A 14,618-nucleotide genomic window follows, 5' to 3' on the forward strand; every position below is an offset into this window, starting at 1 on the left:
CAGTTGGGTATGCCTCCGAACGCACCTCCGTCGAGCTGTGGGGGGCAAAAGACTGGGTAGCGGATGGCAGTACGGGACCAATAATCCGGACGCGGACGGTCGGTTGGAATGACGCCTGGGTAGATTTTCAAACCCTTGTCGCTGTCGATGGGTTTTCCAACCACGACATCGATCTCTCCAACATCAACCAGCACCTTGTCATCCTTGGTGCACAGAACGGAAGCCAGCGCCATCGTTTGTACGTGAGAGCCGTCAGCAAGATCGTGTGAGCTCCGGTTGCCGATGATATTCTCCAGCAGGCGTTCAAGAGCATGGCGCTGACTTTTCGGCACATGATCCGCCTTGGTAACCGCGAAAAGCACTCGATCGAATTTACGCTGCTGCATCCATGGCAACTTCCACCACCGTGACCTGCCAAATCCAAGTGCATCAAGGGCCGTGCTGAGGGCTTCGCAGGCATCGTCGAAAACAACTTGTCCACCGTTAAGTGCCGTTAGCAAATCGACAAGAACAATCTGTTGATTGCATCGATCGAAGGTTTCACGAAGGAAGCCGGTTACGATCTTGTCGCAGTACGCCTGGTAGCGCTGTGCGAGGGTGTCCCATAGTGTGCCTTTCCCTGCGTTGCCCCCCTCAGGTGGGGGCTCCATTGGAAAGAACCACAGGAGAGGCTTGTCGCCTCCCCCGTCGGGCATGATGAACCGCCCCGGTTGCAGAAACGACAAGCCGAGTTCATCGCGCATCTTGAACAATACGTCTTTGTAAAGTTCATGGCCTCGCCGGGAGAGCGGGTCGATGTCGGTTCGACTGTTACCGTTGACGGTGGACAGGAAGCCCAGGAAATGCGTGGCGACGCTTGAGATTTCTCCTGTTCGCAACCGGGATAGCGTTTGTCGCGACCATTCCTCAAAACTCAGGTGGAGCAGTTGGACGTCATTTAGCCATTCCCCTGGGTAATCGATGATGCCTAGCGTCAGGATGCCATCCTTGCCCAACGGGTTCGTAATGCTTCTCTCGCGCTTGTAGCGAATTTTCAGCTCGGTTCGTGAGATCGAGTCTGTGGCTTTCGGCCAGCGCGGCGGATCTGCCTGCAAATCCCGGAAGTATTTTTCAGTTTGAAATGGGGGCAAATCAGCGATGCCCGCCGGTTCCTCTTTGACACCGACGATCACGGGGCTGAAGCCGGGAAGTACATCAGGGTTCCGACTTCTCGCCAGCATGTTACGGATCAAAGATGCGACAAAGACAGTTTTCCCAGCTCGCCGCAGCCCGGTGACCGCGATATCAGCACGGCGGCCCATGGCATGGTCTGCGCTATCCATGATTCTCGTGATAGCGTTTTTGCCATAGTTCTTAATCATCTAATTACCCCTGTAGCAATGCCTGCTCAGCATAAACTTCAATCAAAGAGTCAGCAGAGAAACAGCTTGGCGAGCTGTTTCCATTAAAACCGCTTTGCCGCCCAAATAACGCGCCCGATGATGTTGACCTCGTCGGCGGTGCGCTCGTAGGTCTGGTACTCCGGGTTGATTGACCGGATGACAACAGTGGGTGGATCTGAGTGAGGAATATGCTCGATCCGCTTGGTCACCAGCCCCATGCCATCCCAGATGACAAAGATCCCCGGCGGCACCGGCACCTTCTGACTGGTGTCGATGATGATGCGATCCCCACTGGACAGTAACGGTTCCATGGAATCGCCGGTGATGGTGATCATGCGAAGGTCGCTGGGCTGAGCCCGGAATTCATGGCGGACCACCGCATCGGGAAATAGCCAGGTCGCCTTGGTTTCTTCCAAGCCGTCATGGACAGCCCCGTATCCCGCTGAAGCACGAACATCGATCTCGGACACTGGCAGGAACCCATCCGGGAGAGCAGGCCCGGCATCATCACGTTGGCTCGGCGACCGGGGCTTGCGGGCTGGAACCTGCGAGTGGCGCAGTTCGTCCTCATCGACGGCCAATTGCTCCGCCAACGCCTGGCGGACGTCTTCAGCCAGAATTTTCGGCGTTCCCCGAAATACAAACTGGTGCAGATAGGCGGCATTGCGCCCGATCGCGAGCGAGAGATTTTTCAGATCGGTCTTCTGCTCTTGCACCAGTTGGAGCAGGCGGAGGCGAACAGGGTCGAGGTCCATGCGGGTATCCCATTGATTCGGCTGTGTAGGAAATTAACAATCTTTTCCGTTTGACGCAAGAGGCGCATGCGGATTTTATATTTCCTATCATGAGCACATTAAGCGAACAGTTCCGCGCCACCGTCGAGGCCTTCCTCGCCAATAGCGGCTTCAAGCCCACCGAGTTTGGGCGTCAAGCCGTTGGCGATCCTTCGTTTGTGCTCGGCTTGCGACGCGGCCGCTCACCGACATTGGCGACCGCCGACAAGGTGATGACCTTCATTCGGATGATCGAAACGACCGTCCCGCGAACGGCAAGGAATAGGAAGAATGACGACTGATCGTCCTATCTCTCACATCAATCAGGTCCAGCTATCACGCCGGTGGGGCGTGAGCCCTCGCACGTTGGAGAAGTGGCGCTGGCGCGGCAAAGGCCCTCGCTTTCTGAAGCTGGGGGGCAAGGTCGCCTATCGGATCGCCGATGTGATCGCCTACGAGACCGAACGGCTCCGCAGCTCCACTCCCGCCATGATGCTTGAGAACAAGGACTGCCGGCGATGAATGGCTTCTTCCCACCGGCGCCGACGCCAGGATCTCGCCCCATCGACGAGAACGCTCTCTGCGACTGGTTGGCCGACGCTCAGCCGGGCGCCACGCTCGAATACTACCGTGGCCATCTCGGCCATGACCGGATGCCCAGCACCAAGGTGCTGCCCGAGCAGTTGCGCCGCCAGGTCACCGAAGTCGCTTCCCGCGTGCGCAAGGCGGCCGAGGACGGCGGGGTCCTCCTGATCCAGCTCCGTCACGGCGACAACGACTACAGCTACTTAGCGAAGAAGCCGATTGGGCCTCGCAAAGCAAAATCCTACTGACATCGGAGCATCCCATGACTCTTCGCATCGTCACCGCCGACCAGCGCCTCACCGAGGCCCAGGGCAAGACCACCATCGCCCTGTTCGGCCCGAGCGGCAGCGGCAAGACCAGCCAGTTGCTGACTTTGCCGCCCGAGGAAACCCTGTGCCTCGACCTGGAAGCCGGGCTGAAGTCCGTCCAGGCATGGCATGGCGACAGCATCGGCATCCGCACCTTCCCCGACGCGCTGGACATCGCCTGTCTGATCGGCGGCGTCGATCCCTCGGTGCCGGCCGACGGCTTCTTTTCCGAAGGGCACCATCAGCACCTGCTGGCCCGCTATCCCGACCTCGCCCGCAGCATCGCGACCAAGCGGATCATCTTCGTCGACAGCATTACCGATCTGACGCGCCAAGCCATGGCTTGGGCCAAGACCCGCCCCGAGGCCATCAGCGAGAAGACCGGCAAACCGGATACCAGAGGGGCCTACGGCCTGCTCGCCCGCGAGGTGATCGCGCTGCTGAAGCATCTGCAACATGCGCCGGGCCGCACCGTGATCTTCGTCGGGATACTGGAAAAGGTGACCGACGACTTCAACCGCGTCGCTTGGCAGCCGCAGATGGAAGGCGGCAAGGCTGCGCGCGAACTGCCCGGCATCGTCGATCAGGTGCTGACGCTGTCGCTGTTCGACCGCGACGGTGACGGCTGGCGCCATGCCCCCGACACCGGTGCGGAACGCCGCTTCGTCTGCCGCGCCGGCAATCCCTTCAGCCTGCCCGCCAAGGACCACTCGGGCCGGCTCGACATGACCGAGCCGCCCGACCTCGGCGCGCTGCTCGCCAAGATCAACCGCATCTGATCGGAGACCAACCATGTACGATCTGAACGACGCCGAACCGCTGCGCAGCGGCGAGATCATCCCCGACGGCACCTTCGCCAAGGTGGCCATGACCATCCGCCCCGGTGGTGTCGATGGCCCGTTCGACATCGACAAGGGGCTGTTGAAACACTCCGGCTCGGCCGAGAGCGACGTGCTGTCGCTGGACTGCGAATTCACGGTGGTGGACGGCCTGCACGCGCGGCGCAAGTTCTGGCACAGCTTCACGGTGTCGGGCGGCAAGGTCGATGAGAAGGGCGCCTCGGTCGGCTGGAACATCTCCAAGCGCATGTTCCGCGGCATGATCGACAGCGCTCTCGGCCTCGACCCCACCGACATGAGCGATGCCGCCAAGGCCAAACGGCAGTTGCGCGGATTGGCCGACCTCGGCGGCATCACCTTCATCGCCAAGATCATGGTCGAGGCCAGCGATCGCTACGCCGACAAGAACCGCCTGGAGCGGCCGGTGCTGCCCAACGAGAAGGAATGGCCGCTGGTAATGGAAGGCAAGGATGTGCCGCCCAGCCCCAGTCCCCGCAAGAAGGACAGCAAGCCCGCCCAGGCCCAGGCTGCCGGCCAGCCGGCCTGGCAGCAATCGGCGAATGCCCCGGCCCCGGCGGCGGCTGCCGCGCCCGCCACCACCGCTGCCCCGGCATCGCGCCAATTGGCGGCACCGGCCAGCGCTCCCGCCGCCGCTCAAACCACCGGCCCGGCTTGGCTGAACGGCTGATGACCGACGCTGAGTGGCAGGCCCATGTGACGCGCGAAGCGGCGAAGGCGATTGGCGAATGGCTCGAAGGAAGAGGAAGGCTGCACCAGCCCATAAGGTGCCTGACCCTGCCCGACCTGGAGTCCATGGCAACCAACGCCATCAGCCGCTTCGTGGTCCTGGCCTCGGAACGGATCCAGGCGGAGCCGGGCGAGCACCCGGACCTGACCCTGCTCTTGCTGGGGTGAGCCTCTGCGCGGTGTGCGGTCGGGAGGGACGCGGTTTCGGCTATGTCCACCGGCTGCGGCACGACCTTCACCCCCATTACCGCTTCTGCTCGATGCGCTGCCTGAATGCCGGCGCCGAGATCGCGAGAAGGACGAACGGCATGATCGACAAGACCGCCCGCGAATCCCAGGCCATCAAGGACGCCCGGCCCCTCTTCGCCGAGGCGCTGACCGCGTTGGGGCTGATGGAGCCCTTCTTTCACCGAACCGCCGAGGATATCGACCGGCTCATCGAGGCCGCCGTCACCGGCTATGTCGAGTCCATGCAGCGCCAGGCCGGGGTCAAGGAGCGCACCGGCACCGCCTTCGACGACCCGATTCCGTTTTGAGGCCAATCATGATCGACCTCAACCACGGATCGGGCGCGGTGTATGGCGGGACCGGCATCGGCAGCGTCGCCGAACGGGTCAACCTGCTGCTCGACGATGCCCTCCTGGCCGAGCGCCGCACTCAGACACCCCGCATCTATCTGGGTGCCAGCCGCATCGGCGAACCCTGTGCCCGCAGGCTGGCCTTCGAGATCAACGCCACCCCACCCGACGAAGGCCGGGGCTTCGACGGCAAGGTGCTGCGCATTTTCGACGCCGGCCATGTGTTCGAGACGCTGTCGATCCGCTGGCTGCGCGCCGCCGGCTTCGATCTACGGACCGAACGCCGTGACGGCGGCCAGTTCGGCTTCTCCGTGGCCGGGGGCCGCATCCGCGGCCACATCGATGGCGTCATCGTCGCCGGGCCGGATGTCGGCCTCCCCTGGCCGGCGCTATGGGAGCACAAGGCGCTCAACGCCCGCTCCTGGGAGCATCTGGTCAAGAAGGGACTGAAGGAGTCGAAGCCGCTATATTGGGCGCAGGTGCAGATCTACATGGCCTATCTGGATGTGCCGGTGACGCTGTTCTCTGCCCTCAACAAAAACACCCAGGAACTGTTCCACGAGGCCGTCCGGTTCGATCCCACCGACGCCCAGGCCCTGTCCGACCGCGCCGTTGCCATCCTGCGCGCCGTCGATGCCGGCGAATTACCACCCCGCATCGCCGCCAATTCCGATCACTGGCTGTGCCGCTTCTGCGACTACGCCCAACGCTGCTGGGAGCAGACACCATGAGCTTCACCCCCTCCGCCCTTCAGGCCCAGGCAATCGAGGACGTCAAGGACTGGTTCGCCAACCGCACCGCGGACCAGCAAGTGTTCCGGGTGTTCGGCTATGCCGGTGCCGGCAAGACCACCATCGTCCGCCACGCCATCGCCGAACTCGGTCTCGACACAATGGAACGCGACACCGACGGCTCGGTCTCCGCCACCGGTGGCGTGCTTTATGCTGCCTTCACCGGCAAGGCGGCGCTGGTGATGAGCCGCAAGGGCACGCCGGCCTCCACAATCCATTCGCTGATCTACCGCGTCTCCGAGGCGACGCCGGCCGAGATCGAGAAGATCAAGAGCGACATCGCCGACATTAGGGCGCAGTTGCCGTCGCTGCCGCCGGCCTCCCGGATGATGGAGGAAACCCGCCTGCGCAGCCTGGAACTGCGCCTCACCGAAATCCACAAGCCCCGCTTCGTGCTGAATGAGCAGTCCATCGTCAAGGACGCCAAGCTGCTGGTGCTGGACGAGGTCTCCATGGTCGGCGAGGAAATGGCCACCGACCTGTTGGCCTTTGGCAAGCCCATCCTGGTGCTGGGCGATCCCGGCCAGTTGCCGCCGGTGAAGGGCGAAGGTGCCTTCACCCAGCAAACGCCGGACGTGATGTTGACCGAGATCCACCGTCAGGCCGGCGAAAGCGCCATCATCCGGCTGGCCACCCTGGCCCGCCAGGGTCTGCCCATCCCCTATGGCGAACACGACGATTTCGCCTGGAAGATGCGCCGCGATCAGATCGGGCCGGAGCAGATGCTGCGCGGCGGCCAAGTCATCTGTGGCCGCAATTCCACCCGGCTGCAATTGAATCTCGCCATGAAACGGGCAGCCGGTTTCCCCGGCACCTATCCCAACGGCCGAGGTGAGAAAATCATCTGCCTCAAGAACCGCAACGATCTCGGCCTAGTCAACGGCATGTTCGTCGATCTCGCCGACATCCAGGACGAGGACGACATCTCGTTCACCGCCACCGTGGTCACCGAGGACGGCCAGCGGATCGGGGCTGGCGGCGACAAGGCCGAGCGCTTCCGCATCTACAAGGGGCATTTCGACGAGCACGTCACCCCCGACCCCGAGCGTGATCGCCGCGACCATTGGGCCAAGAAGAAGACCATCGAGGCGGTCTGGGGCTGGGCCATCACCTGCCACAAAAGCCAGGGCAGCCAGTGGGAGAACATCGTGGTGTTCGATGATGGTCTGGGGCGCACCGCCGAGGACCGCGCCCGCTGGCTCTATACCGCCATCACCCGGGCGGAGAAAGGGCTGGTGCTGCTTTATTGATTTCAACGACACCGCGCCGCTCCGCCCCGACCGCATCGATCTCGACGCGGTGGTGGCCCGCCTGCGGGACGACGCCCTTGCCTGGGTACCCCGGCTGTTTCCATCCGGGCGGCGCGAGGACGACGTCTGGAGACTGGCCAATATCCGCGGCGATGCCCCGCGCAAGCAAGGCTCCTGCGTCATCACCATGAAGGGTGATCGGGCTGGCGACTGGTTCGATTTCGATGGCAACCAGGGCGGTGGTGTGTTGAGCACCATCGAGCACGCATCCGGCCTCGCCGGGCGGGAATTGTTCGAATATGCCGCCGACCTTGCCGGCAGTTCCCCAATGACAGCGGCGCCCCGGCCCGCTCCGGCGAAGCCCCGCGACGATAGCCGCGAGATCGAATTCATCCTGTCGCGCGCCGAACCGGCTCGGGGCACTCTGGTCGACACCTATCTCGCTGCGCGCGGGCTCGGCCCGGTTGGTTCCGCCGACCTGCTGTTCCATCCCGATCTCACCCATTGGGACACCAAGAGCGGCTGGCCGGCGATGGTGGCGATGATCCGCGATGGTGTTGGCACGCCCCTCGGCCTGCACCGCACCTGGTTGGCCGCCGACGGCACGGTCAAAGCGTCGATCCCCAAGAACCGCAAGATGCTGGGCAAGGTAGCCGGCGGCGCCGTCCGGCTGGCCGAGCCCGCCGACGGTCTGCTCGGTCTGGCGGAAGGTATCGAGACCACGCTGGCGGTGATGCGCGCCTGTCCCGCCCTGCCGGCCTGGGCAACACTGTCGGCGGGCAATTTGGAGGCCGTGGCGCTGCCGCCCGAGGTCCGCCGCGTGGTGATCCTGGCCGACCACGACGTCTCCGGCACCGGCCTGCGCGCCGCCGAAACCGCCGCCGCCCGCTTTCATCGCGAGGGCCGTCGGGTGTGGATTGCCCTGCCACCGACCGAGGGCGAAGACTTCAACGACTTGCTGGTGCGCGAAGGGGAGGCAGCCGTGCGATCCGCCGTCGAGGCGGCGGTCGAATGGACGCCGTTGCCCGATCTATTGGCTGCCAACAACCCGGCTCAACACCGCCGCCGGGATCCCCGTCTGCCGCTCGGCTTCGTCGCCCCCACCAGCCTGCTGCCGCGCATGCGCGCCGACAACGGCGATCTGGCCGACGCCACCAACCGCTGCTGGGATATCGTCGAAGACGCCAACAATCCGCCGTGGCTATTCCGGGTCGGCGGCCATCCCGGCTGGGTCGAATGCGATGACCAAGGCCAGCCCCAGCCCATCGCCCTGACCGAGAACCGTCTGCGCCACGTCCTCGCGCTGGTGGCCGACTGGAGCAAGCTGGATGCCCGCAACCAGTTGGCACCCGCCCATCCGCCCATCGCCGTGGTCAAGAACCTGTTGGCCACCCCCAATCCGGGCTTGCCGGTGCTGGCCGGCGTGGTCACCGCGCCGGTCTTCGGCCGCGACGGCACATTGGTGACGGTGCCCGGCTACCATCCTTCCACCCGGTTGCTATTCGAACCGCCCGAGGACTTCGTCCCGCCGGTGGTGCCGTCCCAGCCGACCGCCGCCCATGTTGCCGACGCCCGCACCATGCTGCTCGACGACCTGCTGGGGGATTTCCCGTTCACCTGCGAGGCCGAACGGGCCCATGCGCTCGCCCTGTTGCTGCTGCCGTTCATGCGGGAGTTGATCGACGGGCCGACGCCGCTGCACATGATCGAGAAGCCGACGCCCGGCACCGGTGCCAGCCTGATGGTCGAGGTGATCGCCGAAGTCGCGCTGGGCGCCACGCCCTCCTTCATGGCCGAGGGCCGCGACGACGACGAATGGCGCAAGCGCCTCACCGCCAAGCTGCGGTCGATGCCGGCCATGGTGGTGATCGACAACCTCAACCTGAAGCTCGATTCGGGCGCCCTGTCGGCGGCACTGACCATGCCCGCTTGGGAAGACCGGGTGCTGGGCGTCTCGGAGATGACCCGCTTTCCCATCCGCTGCGTCTGGGTCGCCACCGGCAACAACCCGCAATTCTCCCACGAGATGGCCCGGCGCATCGTTCGCATCCGCCTCGACGCCCATGTCGATCAACCCTGGCGACGCAAGTCCGGCGACTTCCGCCATGCGGATCTGCGCGGCTGGACCAAGGCCAATCGTTCCCACCTCATCGCGGCGTGTCTGACGCTCGGCCAGGCATGGATCGCGGCCGGCCGCCCCCGCCAGGGCGAACGCAGCCTGGGCAGCTTCGACAATTGGGCGGCGATCATGGGCGGCCTCCTGGATGTGGCCGGCGTTCCCGGTTTCCTGGCCAACCTGGACGAGACCTACGAGACCGCCGATGCCGAGGGGGCCACCTGGCGGGCCTTCATCGGCGCCTGGTGGGATCGCCACGGCACGGCGGATGTGGCCACCGCCGACCTGCATCAAGTGGCGCTCACCAGTGAGCCGCCGCTGCCACTGGGCGACGGCGGGGACCGCTCCCAGCGCACCCGCCTGGGCAAGGCCCTCGGACGGATGCGGGATCGCATCTTCGCCGTCGGCAGCATGAAGCTGCGGGTGCGCGCCGGCCGCGTTTCGCACCAAGCCCAGCGGTGGCATCTCGCCATCGAACAGGCGGCGCCCGACCAGGGGGAACGTGGGGAACGTTTTCCAGGCCCGGATTTCGGGGAAGGTGGGGAACGTCATCCAGGGGGAGATTTCGAGACCGGGGAACGTGGGGAAGGTTGCGACCACCCCGAAATCAACGAGGGTGGGGAACGTTGTGACGGCGAGAGCCAACGTTCCCCCCAACGTTCCCCCGATTTTCGTGAGGAAAATCAATGCTCCGGGGAAGGTGGGGAACGTGGGGAACGTTTTTCCATACCCCGCGTACATGCGGGCGCACGCGCACACGCGCACATGAGTGGGGATGCGGAAAAACGTTCCCCATGTTCCCCATGTCCACTACCTGACGGAAATCATTACGATTTTGCCGGGGAACGTGGTGGGGAACGTGCCCCTGGACCGGGGAGAAACGTTCCCCCCGCGCCGGAACGCTGGTGGGAGGAGGTCATATGACCGCCGCCGCCCGCCAACTCCTCCAGGAGGTCGCCGATCACGGCGGTATGGTCCGTCTCGAAGACGGCAACCTGCGTCTCGCCGCACCCCAGCCGCTGCCCGAATCCTTGCGCACCCGGTTGTGGCAGCACAAGGCCGAGATCGTCCGTCTGCTCGGAACGCCGGTCGCCCCGCAGCCTGCCCACCCGCCGCCGCCCAGTTTCGACGCCATCTTCGACGAATTCGGCCTCGACCCGCTGCTGGACCAGGACCGGGCGCAAGCGGTGCGGATCTGGTTGGGACTGCCGGCCCGCGGCCCTCCACACTGACCCTCTCCCTCACAGGCGGGCGACGGTGGCCTGTCCCGCCAAGAACACGAACCACCGTCGCCCTGACCACGACCATCCCCCTTCACGGAGGCCACCATGGCTGTCTCGACTCTGCCCCCTCCGGGCGACATTGCAAGTCCGCCGACGGCATTGCTGCCGCTGACCATTGACGGCACCGAACGCGGTGCAAGCATCCTCGCTCTCGATCTCGGCACCACCACCGGCTGGGCCATGTGGCTTGCCGACGGCGTCATCGTCTCCGGCACCATGGCGTTCCGTCCCGGCCGATACGAAGGCGGTGGCATGCGCTATCTGCGTTTCCGCTCCTGGCTCGACCACCTGCATGACGGCGCCAAGGACATCGGCACGGTGTACTTCGAGGAGGTCCGCCGCCACGCAGGCACCGACGCAGCCCACCTCTATGGCGGCTTCCTCGCCCATCTCGCCGCGTGGTGTGAACTTAGCCACATCCCCTACCGGGGCGTCCCCGTCGGCACCATCAGCGCCACGCCACGGGGAAGGGCAATGCCGGCAAGGACGCGGTGATCGCCGCCATGCGGGCGCGCGGGTTCAATCCTGAGGACGACAATGAGGCCGATGCCCTGGCCATCCTGTCCTGGGCCATCGACACCCACGGGGGTGTGCGATGAGGTGGCATCCCCCCGGCTACGGCGGCAGCCGCCGTGATCCCGAGCAGGTCAAGCGCGATGGCTGGCGGGAACGCGGCGTTCTGGTCATCGCCGAGGACGACCAGCGCCTGACCTGGCCCGAACGCGAACTGATCCGCCAGTTGGGCGCCAAGCTGTACGGCAACCGTCCCGCCAAGGAGGCGTCCCATGGCTGACATCAAGCTGACGCCGACCGAAGTCGAAGACCGCATGGCCGAGGCCGCCGACGTGCTGCGGCGGTTGCCCAACGTCACGGTCCAGGGCTACGCCAGCACCTGGCCGCCGTTCGTGCGGGAATACTGGGAATCCTACGGCGTGGCCGAGGTGACGCTGCGGCGCCCGCCCCCCTCGGCGGCGGCCATCGACCGCATGGATCAGGCGCTCGAATGGCTGCGCTGGCTCGACGCCACCGATGCCCGTATCGTCTGGTTTCGCGCCAACGGCAACCGGTGGAAGGCCATCTGCGGCAAGGTCGGCTTGGCCCGTGCCACTGTCCACCGGCACTGGATGTACGCGCTCTGCGTCATCGCCTGGCGGCTGGGCGGACGCACCGTGCCGACCAAGCGCTCCCGCGACCACCTCGTCGATCAGGTCTTGGGCCAGCGGCGGAAAAGTGAAAGTGAGACATTTTCCGGCAGGACCGAAAGGGGCCGGACAGGGTAGTCTTCCCGTCATGCTCGCGAGAGGCGCGGGCGGCGGGGATTATCAAATGATCCGCCGCCCGGAGCGGGCGAAACAATAGAACCCGTACCGTGGAGAATTGGTTCCTCCCTGGCACCTTTCCCTATGCGGGAGGGCTCAGCGCCGGATATCGGTAGCGACAGCCGAAAAATCTAGGTTTCCACTTCGGTTTCCAGTTTCCACATGAGAGGCGCGGCGCCCAGGCGTTCCGCGCCTTTCGCGTCTTTGCCAAGTGGAAACCTGGGTGGAAACCGGCCCCTGGAAGCCCGCCCGGGTTTCCACCCCGTTTCCAGGTTTCCACCACCATGCCCCATCCGCTTCCCGACACGGTCGAGCATTGGCCGCTCGACCGGCTGCGCCCCTATGACCGCAACGCGCGGACCCATTCGGACGGCCAGGTCGCCCAGATTGCCGCCAGCGTCATCGAGTTTGGCTTCACCAATCCCATCCTCGCCGATGGCCAGGGCAACATCATTGCCGGCCACGGCCGGCTGGCTGCCGCCAAATCCCTCGGCCTGGACACGGTGCCGGTGGTGATCCTCGACCATCTGACCGAGGCCCAGCGGCGGGCCTATATCCTGGCCGACAATAAGCTGGCGCTCAATGCAGGCTGGGACGAGGAGACCCTGGCGGCCGAATTGCACGCGCTGAACGGCGACGGCTACGATCTCGGCGTCATCGGCTTCTCCGACGAGGAGTTGGACGCCCTGATGGCTCCCCTTGATGACGAAGGCGACGGCCAGGGAGAAGGTGACGAAGACGAAATCCCGGAACCGCCCGCCGATCCGGTGACGCGGCCCGGCGACCTGTGGATCTTGGGCAAGCATCGCCTGCTATGCGGCGACAGCACCAGCGCCACCGACGTGGAGCGCCTGCTGGGCGGGGCAAAACCGCATCTGATGGCCACAGATCCACCTTACGGGGTGCAATACGATCCCACCTGGCGGAACGAAGCCGGGGTGTCGTCATCGGCCCGCACCGGCAAGGTCGCCAACGACGACCGTGCCGACTGGCGCGAGGCCTGGGCGCTGTTTCCCGGCGAGGTCGCCTATGTCTGGCACGCGGCGATCTTCGCCAAGATCGTGGCCGACAGCCTGGAGGCGAATGACTTCAAGATCCGCGCCCAGATCATCTGGTCGAAAAATCGCTTCGTTTTGGGCCGAGGCGATTACCACTGGCAGCATGAGCCCTGCCAGCCCGCCGGTACGATGGTCCAGAAGGTCATTGAGCGCGGCTCCGGCTCCCAGCCGGCCCGGATCGCGGAGGTGCCGATCGAGACTCTGCGCGCCGGTGACTACGTGGTGTCTTACAATTCATACGAGAGCGTTGTTCGTCGCCGTGGTCGGCAGATCACTCGGTTTGGCGATCGCCAGTTTGAAGGGTTCATGCACACGATCTCGGCTGGTGGGCGGGTGACGCGGGCCACCCCTGAGCACCGTTTCACGGCGCGCCTAAACCCAGATGCTTCCGACAAACAGGTGGTCTACCTCATGCGCCGTGGCGATTGGTGGCGGGTCGGCCGGGTGGCGCTGTTCAACTCCCGTGGCTTTGGGCTCGCCACACGCTTGGCGGACAACAAGGCCGAGGAAGCATGGATCGTCTCCGTGCATGACAGTGCCGTCGAAGCACAATGCATGGAACAGATTCTGTCGTGCCGATACGGTATCCCGACAACGCATTGGGAGGTTGATAGCTGGGCACCCGAGCGTACAAGGTCCCCGGAGATGATTGCCAGCATCTACGCGAGCCTGAATCTCAGTGCTCTTACCGCGCGTGCGACGCTTCTGCTGCGCGATCATCGCCTTGAGCGGGATCATCCGTTCATTGCCGCTGATGACCAGTTGATGTTCTCCCGGAAGGCAACGCGACTGGTGCGGGCCTGTAACTTGCACGCAAAGATCATGCAGATTCCGAGGCCAACCACGGGCGATGACTTCGAATGGCTTGCTGTTACCGGTAATGATGCCACACCATTCAGTGGTCTGGTCTACTCAATGGACGTGGACAAAGACCTGCATTACGTCGCGGATGGCCTTATCACTCATAATTGCTGGTACGCCGTGCGCAAGACCGGCACCGGCCATTGGCAGGGAGCGCGGGATCAGGCCACGGTGTGGGCCATCGGCAACAATGGTGACGAGGACGAAGCCACGGTTCACGGCACTCAGAAGCCGGTGGAATGCATGCGCCGCCCCATCCTCAACAACAGCGCAGAGGGTGACGGGGTGTACGAGCCGTTCGCCGGCAGCGGCACCACGGTGATCGCCGCCGAAACCACAGGGCGCATCTGCTTTGCCATGGAGCTGAACCCGGCCTATGCCGACGTGATTGTCGGTCGCTGGCAGAAGCTGACTGCGCAGAAAGCCGTTCTGGATGGCGATGGCCGGAACTTTGACGATCTGTCCGCAGAGCGGAAGCCGTGAGACAGTCCCGCCGCATGTCGTTGACCGAGGCCGCCGCCAACGTGGTGATCGGCTACGCCATCGCGGTCGCTACCCAGGTGGCGGTGTTCCCGCTGTTCGGTATCCGCATCGCCATCTCGGACGATTTGGCCATCGGCGGGATCTTCGCCCTGGTGTCCCTGCTGCGCGGTTTCGTCCTGCGGCGGGTCTTCGAGCGGTTGCGGTGAGGACTTGGATTCGGGGGCGCTCGAATCTACTGTTCGAAA

General features: G+C 64.6%; 17 protein-coding genes and 1 pseudogene. 16 read left to right on the plus strand and 2 right to left on the minus strand.

The annotated features are described in order from the left end of the window. Positions 1 to 1,361: YcjX family protein (locus tag MTBLM5_RS09345; RefSeq protein ID WP_173975846.1), on the minus strand; the 1,361-nt coding region annotated here is incomplete at its 3' end. An 83-nt stretch (positions 1,362 to 1,444) separates the two neighbouring features. Next, positions 1,445 to 2,137: a LexA family transcriptional regulator gene (locus MTBLM5_RS09350; protein WP_173975848.1), complete on the minus strand. Its 693-nt coding sequence runs from the start codon at positions 2,135 to 2,137 to the stop codon at positions 1,445 to 1,447. Between the two features lie 89 nt (positions 2,138 to 2,226). Between MTBLM5_RS09350 and MTBLM5_RS09355 the strand changes: the two genes are divergently transcribed. The 16 genes and pseudogenes from MTBLM5_RS09355 (at position 2,227) to MTBLM5_RS09440 (ending at position 14,579) form a co-directional block, all read left to right on the plus strand. Next, complete coding sequence (locus MTBLM5_RS09355) at positions 2,227 to 2,457, plus strand: hypothetical protein (protein ID WP_173975850.1); 231 nt, start codon at positions 2,227 to 2,229, stop codon at positions 2,455 to 2,457. Continuing rightward, positions 2,447 to 2,677, plus strand: a complete 231-nt coding sequence (locus tag MTBLM5_RS09360) for an AlpA family transcriptional regulator (protein WP_173975852.1) — start codon at positions 2,447 to 2,449, stop codon at positions 2,675 to 2,677. The genes MTBLM5_RS09355 and MTBLM5_RS09360 overlap by 11 nt, the downstream gene beginning before the upstream one ends. Beyond that, the gene (locus MTBLM5_RS09365) at positions 2,674 to 2,988 is read left to right on the plus strand and encodes a hypothetical protein (protein ID WP_173975854.1); all 315 of its coding nucleotides are present in this window, start codon (positions 2,674 to 2,676) and stop codon (positions 2,986 to 2,988) included. The genes MTBLM5_RS09360 and MTBLM5_RS09365 overlap by 4 nt, the downstream gene beginning before the upstream one ends. 14 nt (positions 2,989 to 3,002) lie before the next feature. Next, positions 3,003 to 3,827, plus strand: coding sequence for an ATP-binding protein (locus tag MTBLM5_RS09370; protein WP_173975856.1), 825 nt, complete (start codon positions 3,003 to 3,005; stop codon positions 3,825 to 3,827). 13 nt (positions 3,828 to 3,840) lie between these two features. Continuing rightward, positions 3,841 to 4,575: a hypothetical protein gene (locus MTBLM5_RS09375; protein WP_173975858.1), complete on the plus strand. Its 735-nt coding sequence runs from the start codon at positions 3,841 to 3,843 to the stop codon at positions 4,573 to 4,575. Next, positions 4,575 to 4,802 (plus strand): hypothetical protein, encoded by a 228-nt coding sequence (locus MTBLM5_RS09380; protein ID WP_173975860.1) that lies wholly within the window; start codon positions 4,575 to 4,577, stop codon positions 4,800 to 4,802. Before MTBLM5_RS09375 ends, MTBLM5_RS09380 begins: the two co-directional genes overlap by 1 nt. 140 nt (positions 4,803 to 4,942) lie before the next feature. After that, a complete protein-coding gene (locus MTBLM5_RS18900) occupies positions 4,943 to 5,170 on the plus strand; it encodes a DUF6511 domain-containing protein (protein WP_254430973.1) in 228 nt (75 codons plus the stop codon). Between the two features lie 8 nt (positions 5,171 to 5,178). After that, the gene (locus MTBLM5_RS09390) at positions 5,179 to 5,943 is read left to right on the plus strand and encodes a hypothetical protein (protein ID WP_173975863.1); all 765 of its coding nucleotides are present in this window, start codon (positions 5,179 to 5,181) and stop codon (positions 5,941 to 5,943) included. Further along, positions 5,940 to 7,253: an ATP-dependent RecD-like DNA helicase gene (locus MTBLM5_RS09395; protein ID WP_173975865.1), complete on the plus strand. Its 1,314-nt coding sequence runs from the start codon at positions 5,940 to 5,942 to the stop codon at positions 7,251 to 7,253. Before MTBLM5_RS09390 ends, MTBLM5_RS09395 begins: the two co-directional genes overlap by 4 nt. Further along, on the plus strand, positions 7,162 to 10,293 hold the full coding sequence (locus MTBLM5_RS09400) for a toprim domain-containing protein (RefSeq protein ID WP_254430974.1): 3,132 nt from the start codon (positions 7,162 to 7,164) through the stop codon (positions 10,291 to 10,293). The genes MTBLM5_RS09395 and MTBLM5_RS09400 overlap by 92 nt, the downstream gene beginning before the upstream one ends. Next, entirely contained in the window at positions 10,290 to 10,601 is a 312-nt protein-coding gene (locus tag MTBLM5_RS09405) for a hypothetical protein (RefSeq protein ID WP_173975866.1), read from the plus strand. The genes MTBLM5_RS09400 and MTBLM5_RS09405 overlap by 4 nt, the downstream gene beginning before the upstream one ends. A 231-nt stretch (positions 10,602 to 10,832) precedes the next feature. After that, positions 10,833 to 11,251, plus strand: a pseudogene (locus MTBLM5_RS09410) (hypothetical protein). Continuing rightward, a complete protein-coding gene (locus MTBLM5_RS09415) occupies positions 11,248 to 11,445 on the plus strand; it encodes a hypothetical protein (RefSeq protein ID WP_173975867.1) in 198 nt (65 codons plus the stop codon). Before MTBLM5_RS09410 ends, MTBLM5_RS09415 begins: the two are co-directional and overlap by 4 nt. After that, complete coding sequence (locus tag MTBLM5_RS09420) at positions 11,438 to 11,932, plus strand: DUF6362 family protein (RefSeq protein WP_173975868.1); 495 nt, start codon at positions 11,438 to 11,440, stop codon at positions 11,930 to 11,932. The genes MTBLM5_RS09415 and MTBLM5_RS09420 overlap by 8 nt, the downstream gene beginning before the upstream one ends. A 323-nt stretch (positions 11,933 to 12,255) precedes the next feature. Further along, positions 12,256 to 14,373 carry a site-specific DNA-methyltransferase gene (locus tag MTBLM5_RS18905; RefSeq protein WP_254430975.1) on the plus strand — a complete coding sequence of 706 codons (2,118 nt, stop codon included), beginning with the start codon at positions 12,256 to 12,258 and terminating at the stop codon, positions 14,371 to 14,373. Then, positions 14,370 to 14,579 (plus strand): hypothetical protein, encoded by a 210-nt coding sequence (locus tag MTBLM5_RS09440; protein WP_173975869.1) that lies wholly within the window; start codon positions 14,370 to 14,372, stop codon positions 14,577 to 14,579. Before MTBLM5_RS18905 ends, MTBLM5_RS09440 begins: the two co-directional genes overlap by 4 nt. The last annotated feature ends 39 nt before the right edge of the window (positions 14,580 to 14,618 follow it).

It is taken from the genome of Magnetospirillum sp. LM-5 (assembly GCF_902729445.1).
Lineage (GTDB): Bacteria > Pseudomonadota > Alphaproteobacteria > Rhodospirillales > Magnetospirillaceae > Magnetospirillum.

Excerpts from the sequence above, each read along its gene's own strand:
- MTBLM5_RS09375 (WP_173975858.1), top strand. The coding sequence starts at position 3,841 with ATGTACGATCTGAACGACGCCGAACCGCTGCGCAGCGGCGAGATCATC.
- MTBLM5_RS09400 (WP_254430974.1), top strand. The coding sequence starts at position 7,162 with ATGATGGTCTGGGGCGCACCGCCGAGGACCGCGCCCGCTGGCTCTATA.
- MTBLM5_RS09350 (WP_173975848.1), bottom strand. The coding sequence starts at position 2,137 with ATGGACCTCGACCCTGTTCGCCTCCGCCTGCTCCAACTGGTGCAAGAG.
- MTBLM5_RS09415 (WP_173975867.1), top strand. The coding sequence starts at position 11,248 with ATGAGGTGGCATCCCCCCGGCTACGGCGGCAGCCGCCGTGATCCCGAG.
- MTBLM5_RS18905 (WP_254430975.1), top strand. The coding sequence starts at position 12,256 with ATGCCCCATCCGCTTCCCGACACGGTCGAGCATTGGCCGCTCGACCGG.
- MTBLM5_RS09395 (WP_173975865.1), top strand. The coding sequence starts at position 5,940 with ATGAGCTTCACCCCCTCCGCCCTTCAGGCCCAGGCAATCGAGGACGTC.
- MTBLM5_RS18900 (WP_254430973.1), top strand. The coding sequence starts at position 4,943 with ATGATCGACAAGACCGCCCGCGAATCCCAGGCCATCAAGGACGCCCGG.
- MTBLM5_RS09370 (WP_173975856.1), top strand. The coding sequence starts at position 3,003 with ATGACTCTTCGCATCGTCACCGCCGACCAGCGCCTCACCGAGGCCCAG.
- MTBLM5_RS09360 (WP_173975852.1), top strand. The coding sequence starts at position 2,447 with ATGACGACTGATCGTCCTATCTCTCACATCAATCAGGTCCAGCTATCA.
- MTBLM5_RS09355 (WP_173975850.1), top strand. The coding sequence starts at position 2,227 with ATGAGCACATTAAGCGAACAGTTCCGCGCCACCGTCGAGGCCTTCCTC.
- MTBLM5_RS09390 (WP_173975863.1), top strand. The coding sequence starts at position 5,179 with ATGATCGACCTCAACCACGGATCGGGCGCGGTGTATGGCGGGACCGGC.
- MTBLM5_RS09420 (WP_173975868.1), top strand. The coding sequence starts at position 11,438 with ATGGCTGACATCAAGCTGACGCCGACCGAAGTCGAAGACCGCATGGCC.
- MTBLM5_RS09380 (WP_173975860.1), top strand. The coding sequence starts at position 4,575 with ATGACCGACGCTGAGTGGCAGGCCCATGTGACGCGCGAAGCGGCGAAG.
- MTBLM5_RS09405 (WP_173975866.1), top strand. The coding sequence starts at position 10,290 with ATGACCGCCGCCGCCCGCCAACTCCTCCAGGAGGTCGCCGATCACGGC.
- MTBLM5_RS09365 (WP_173975854.1), top strand. The coding sequence starts at position 2,674 with ATGAATGGCTTCTTCCCACCGGCGCCGACGCCAGGATCTCGCCCCATC.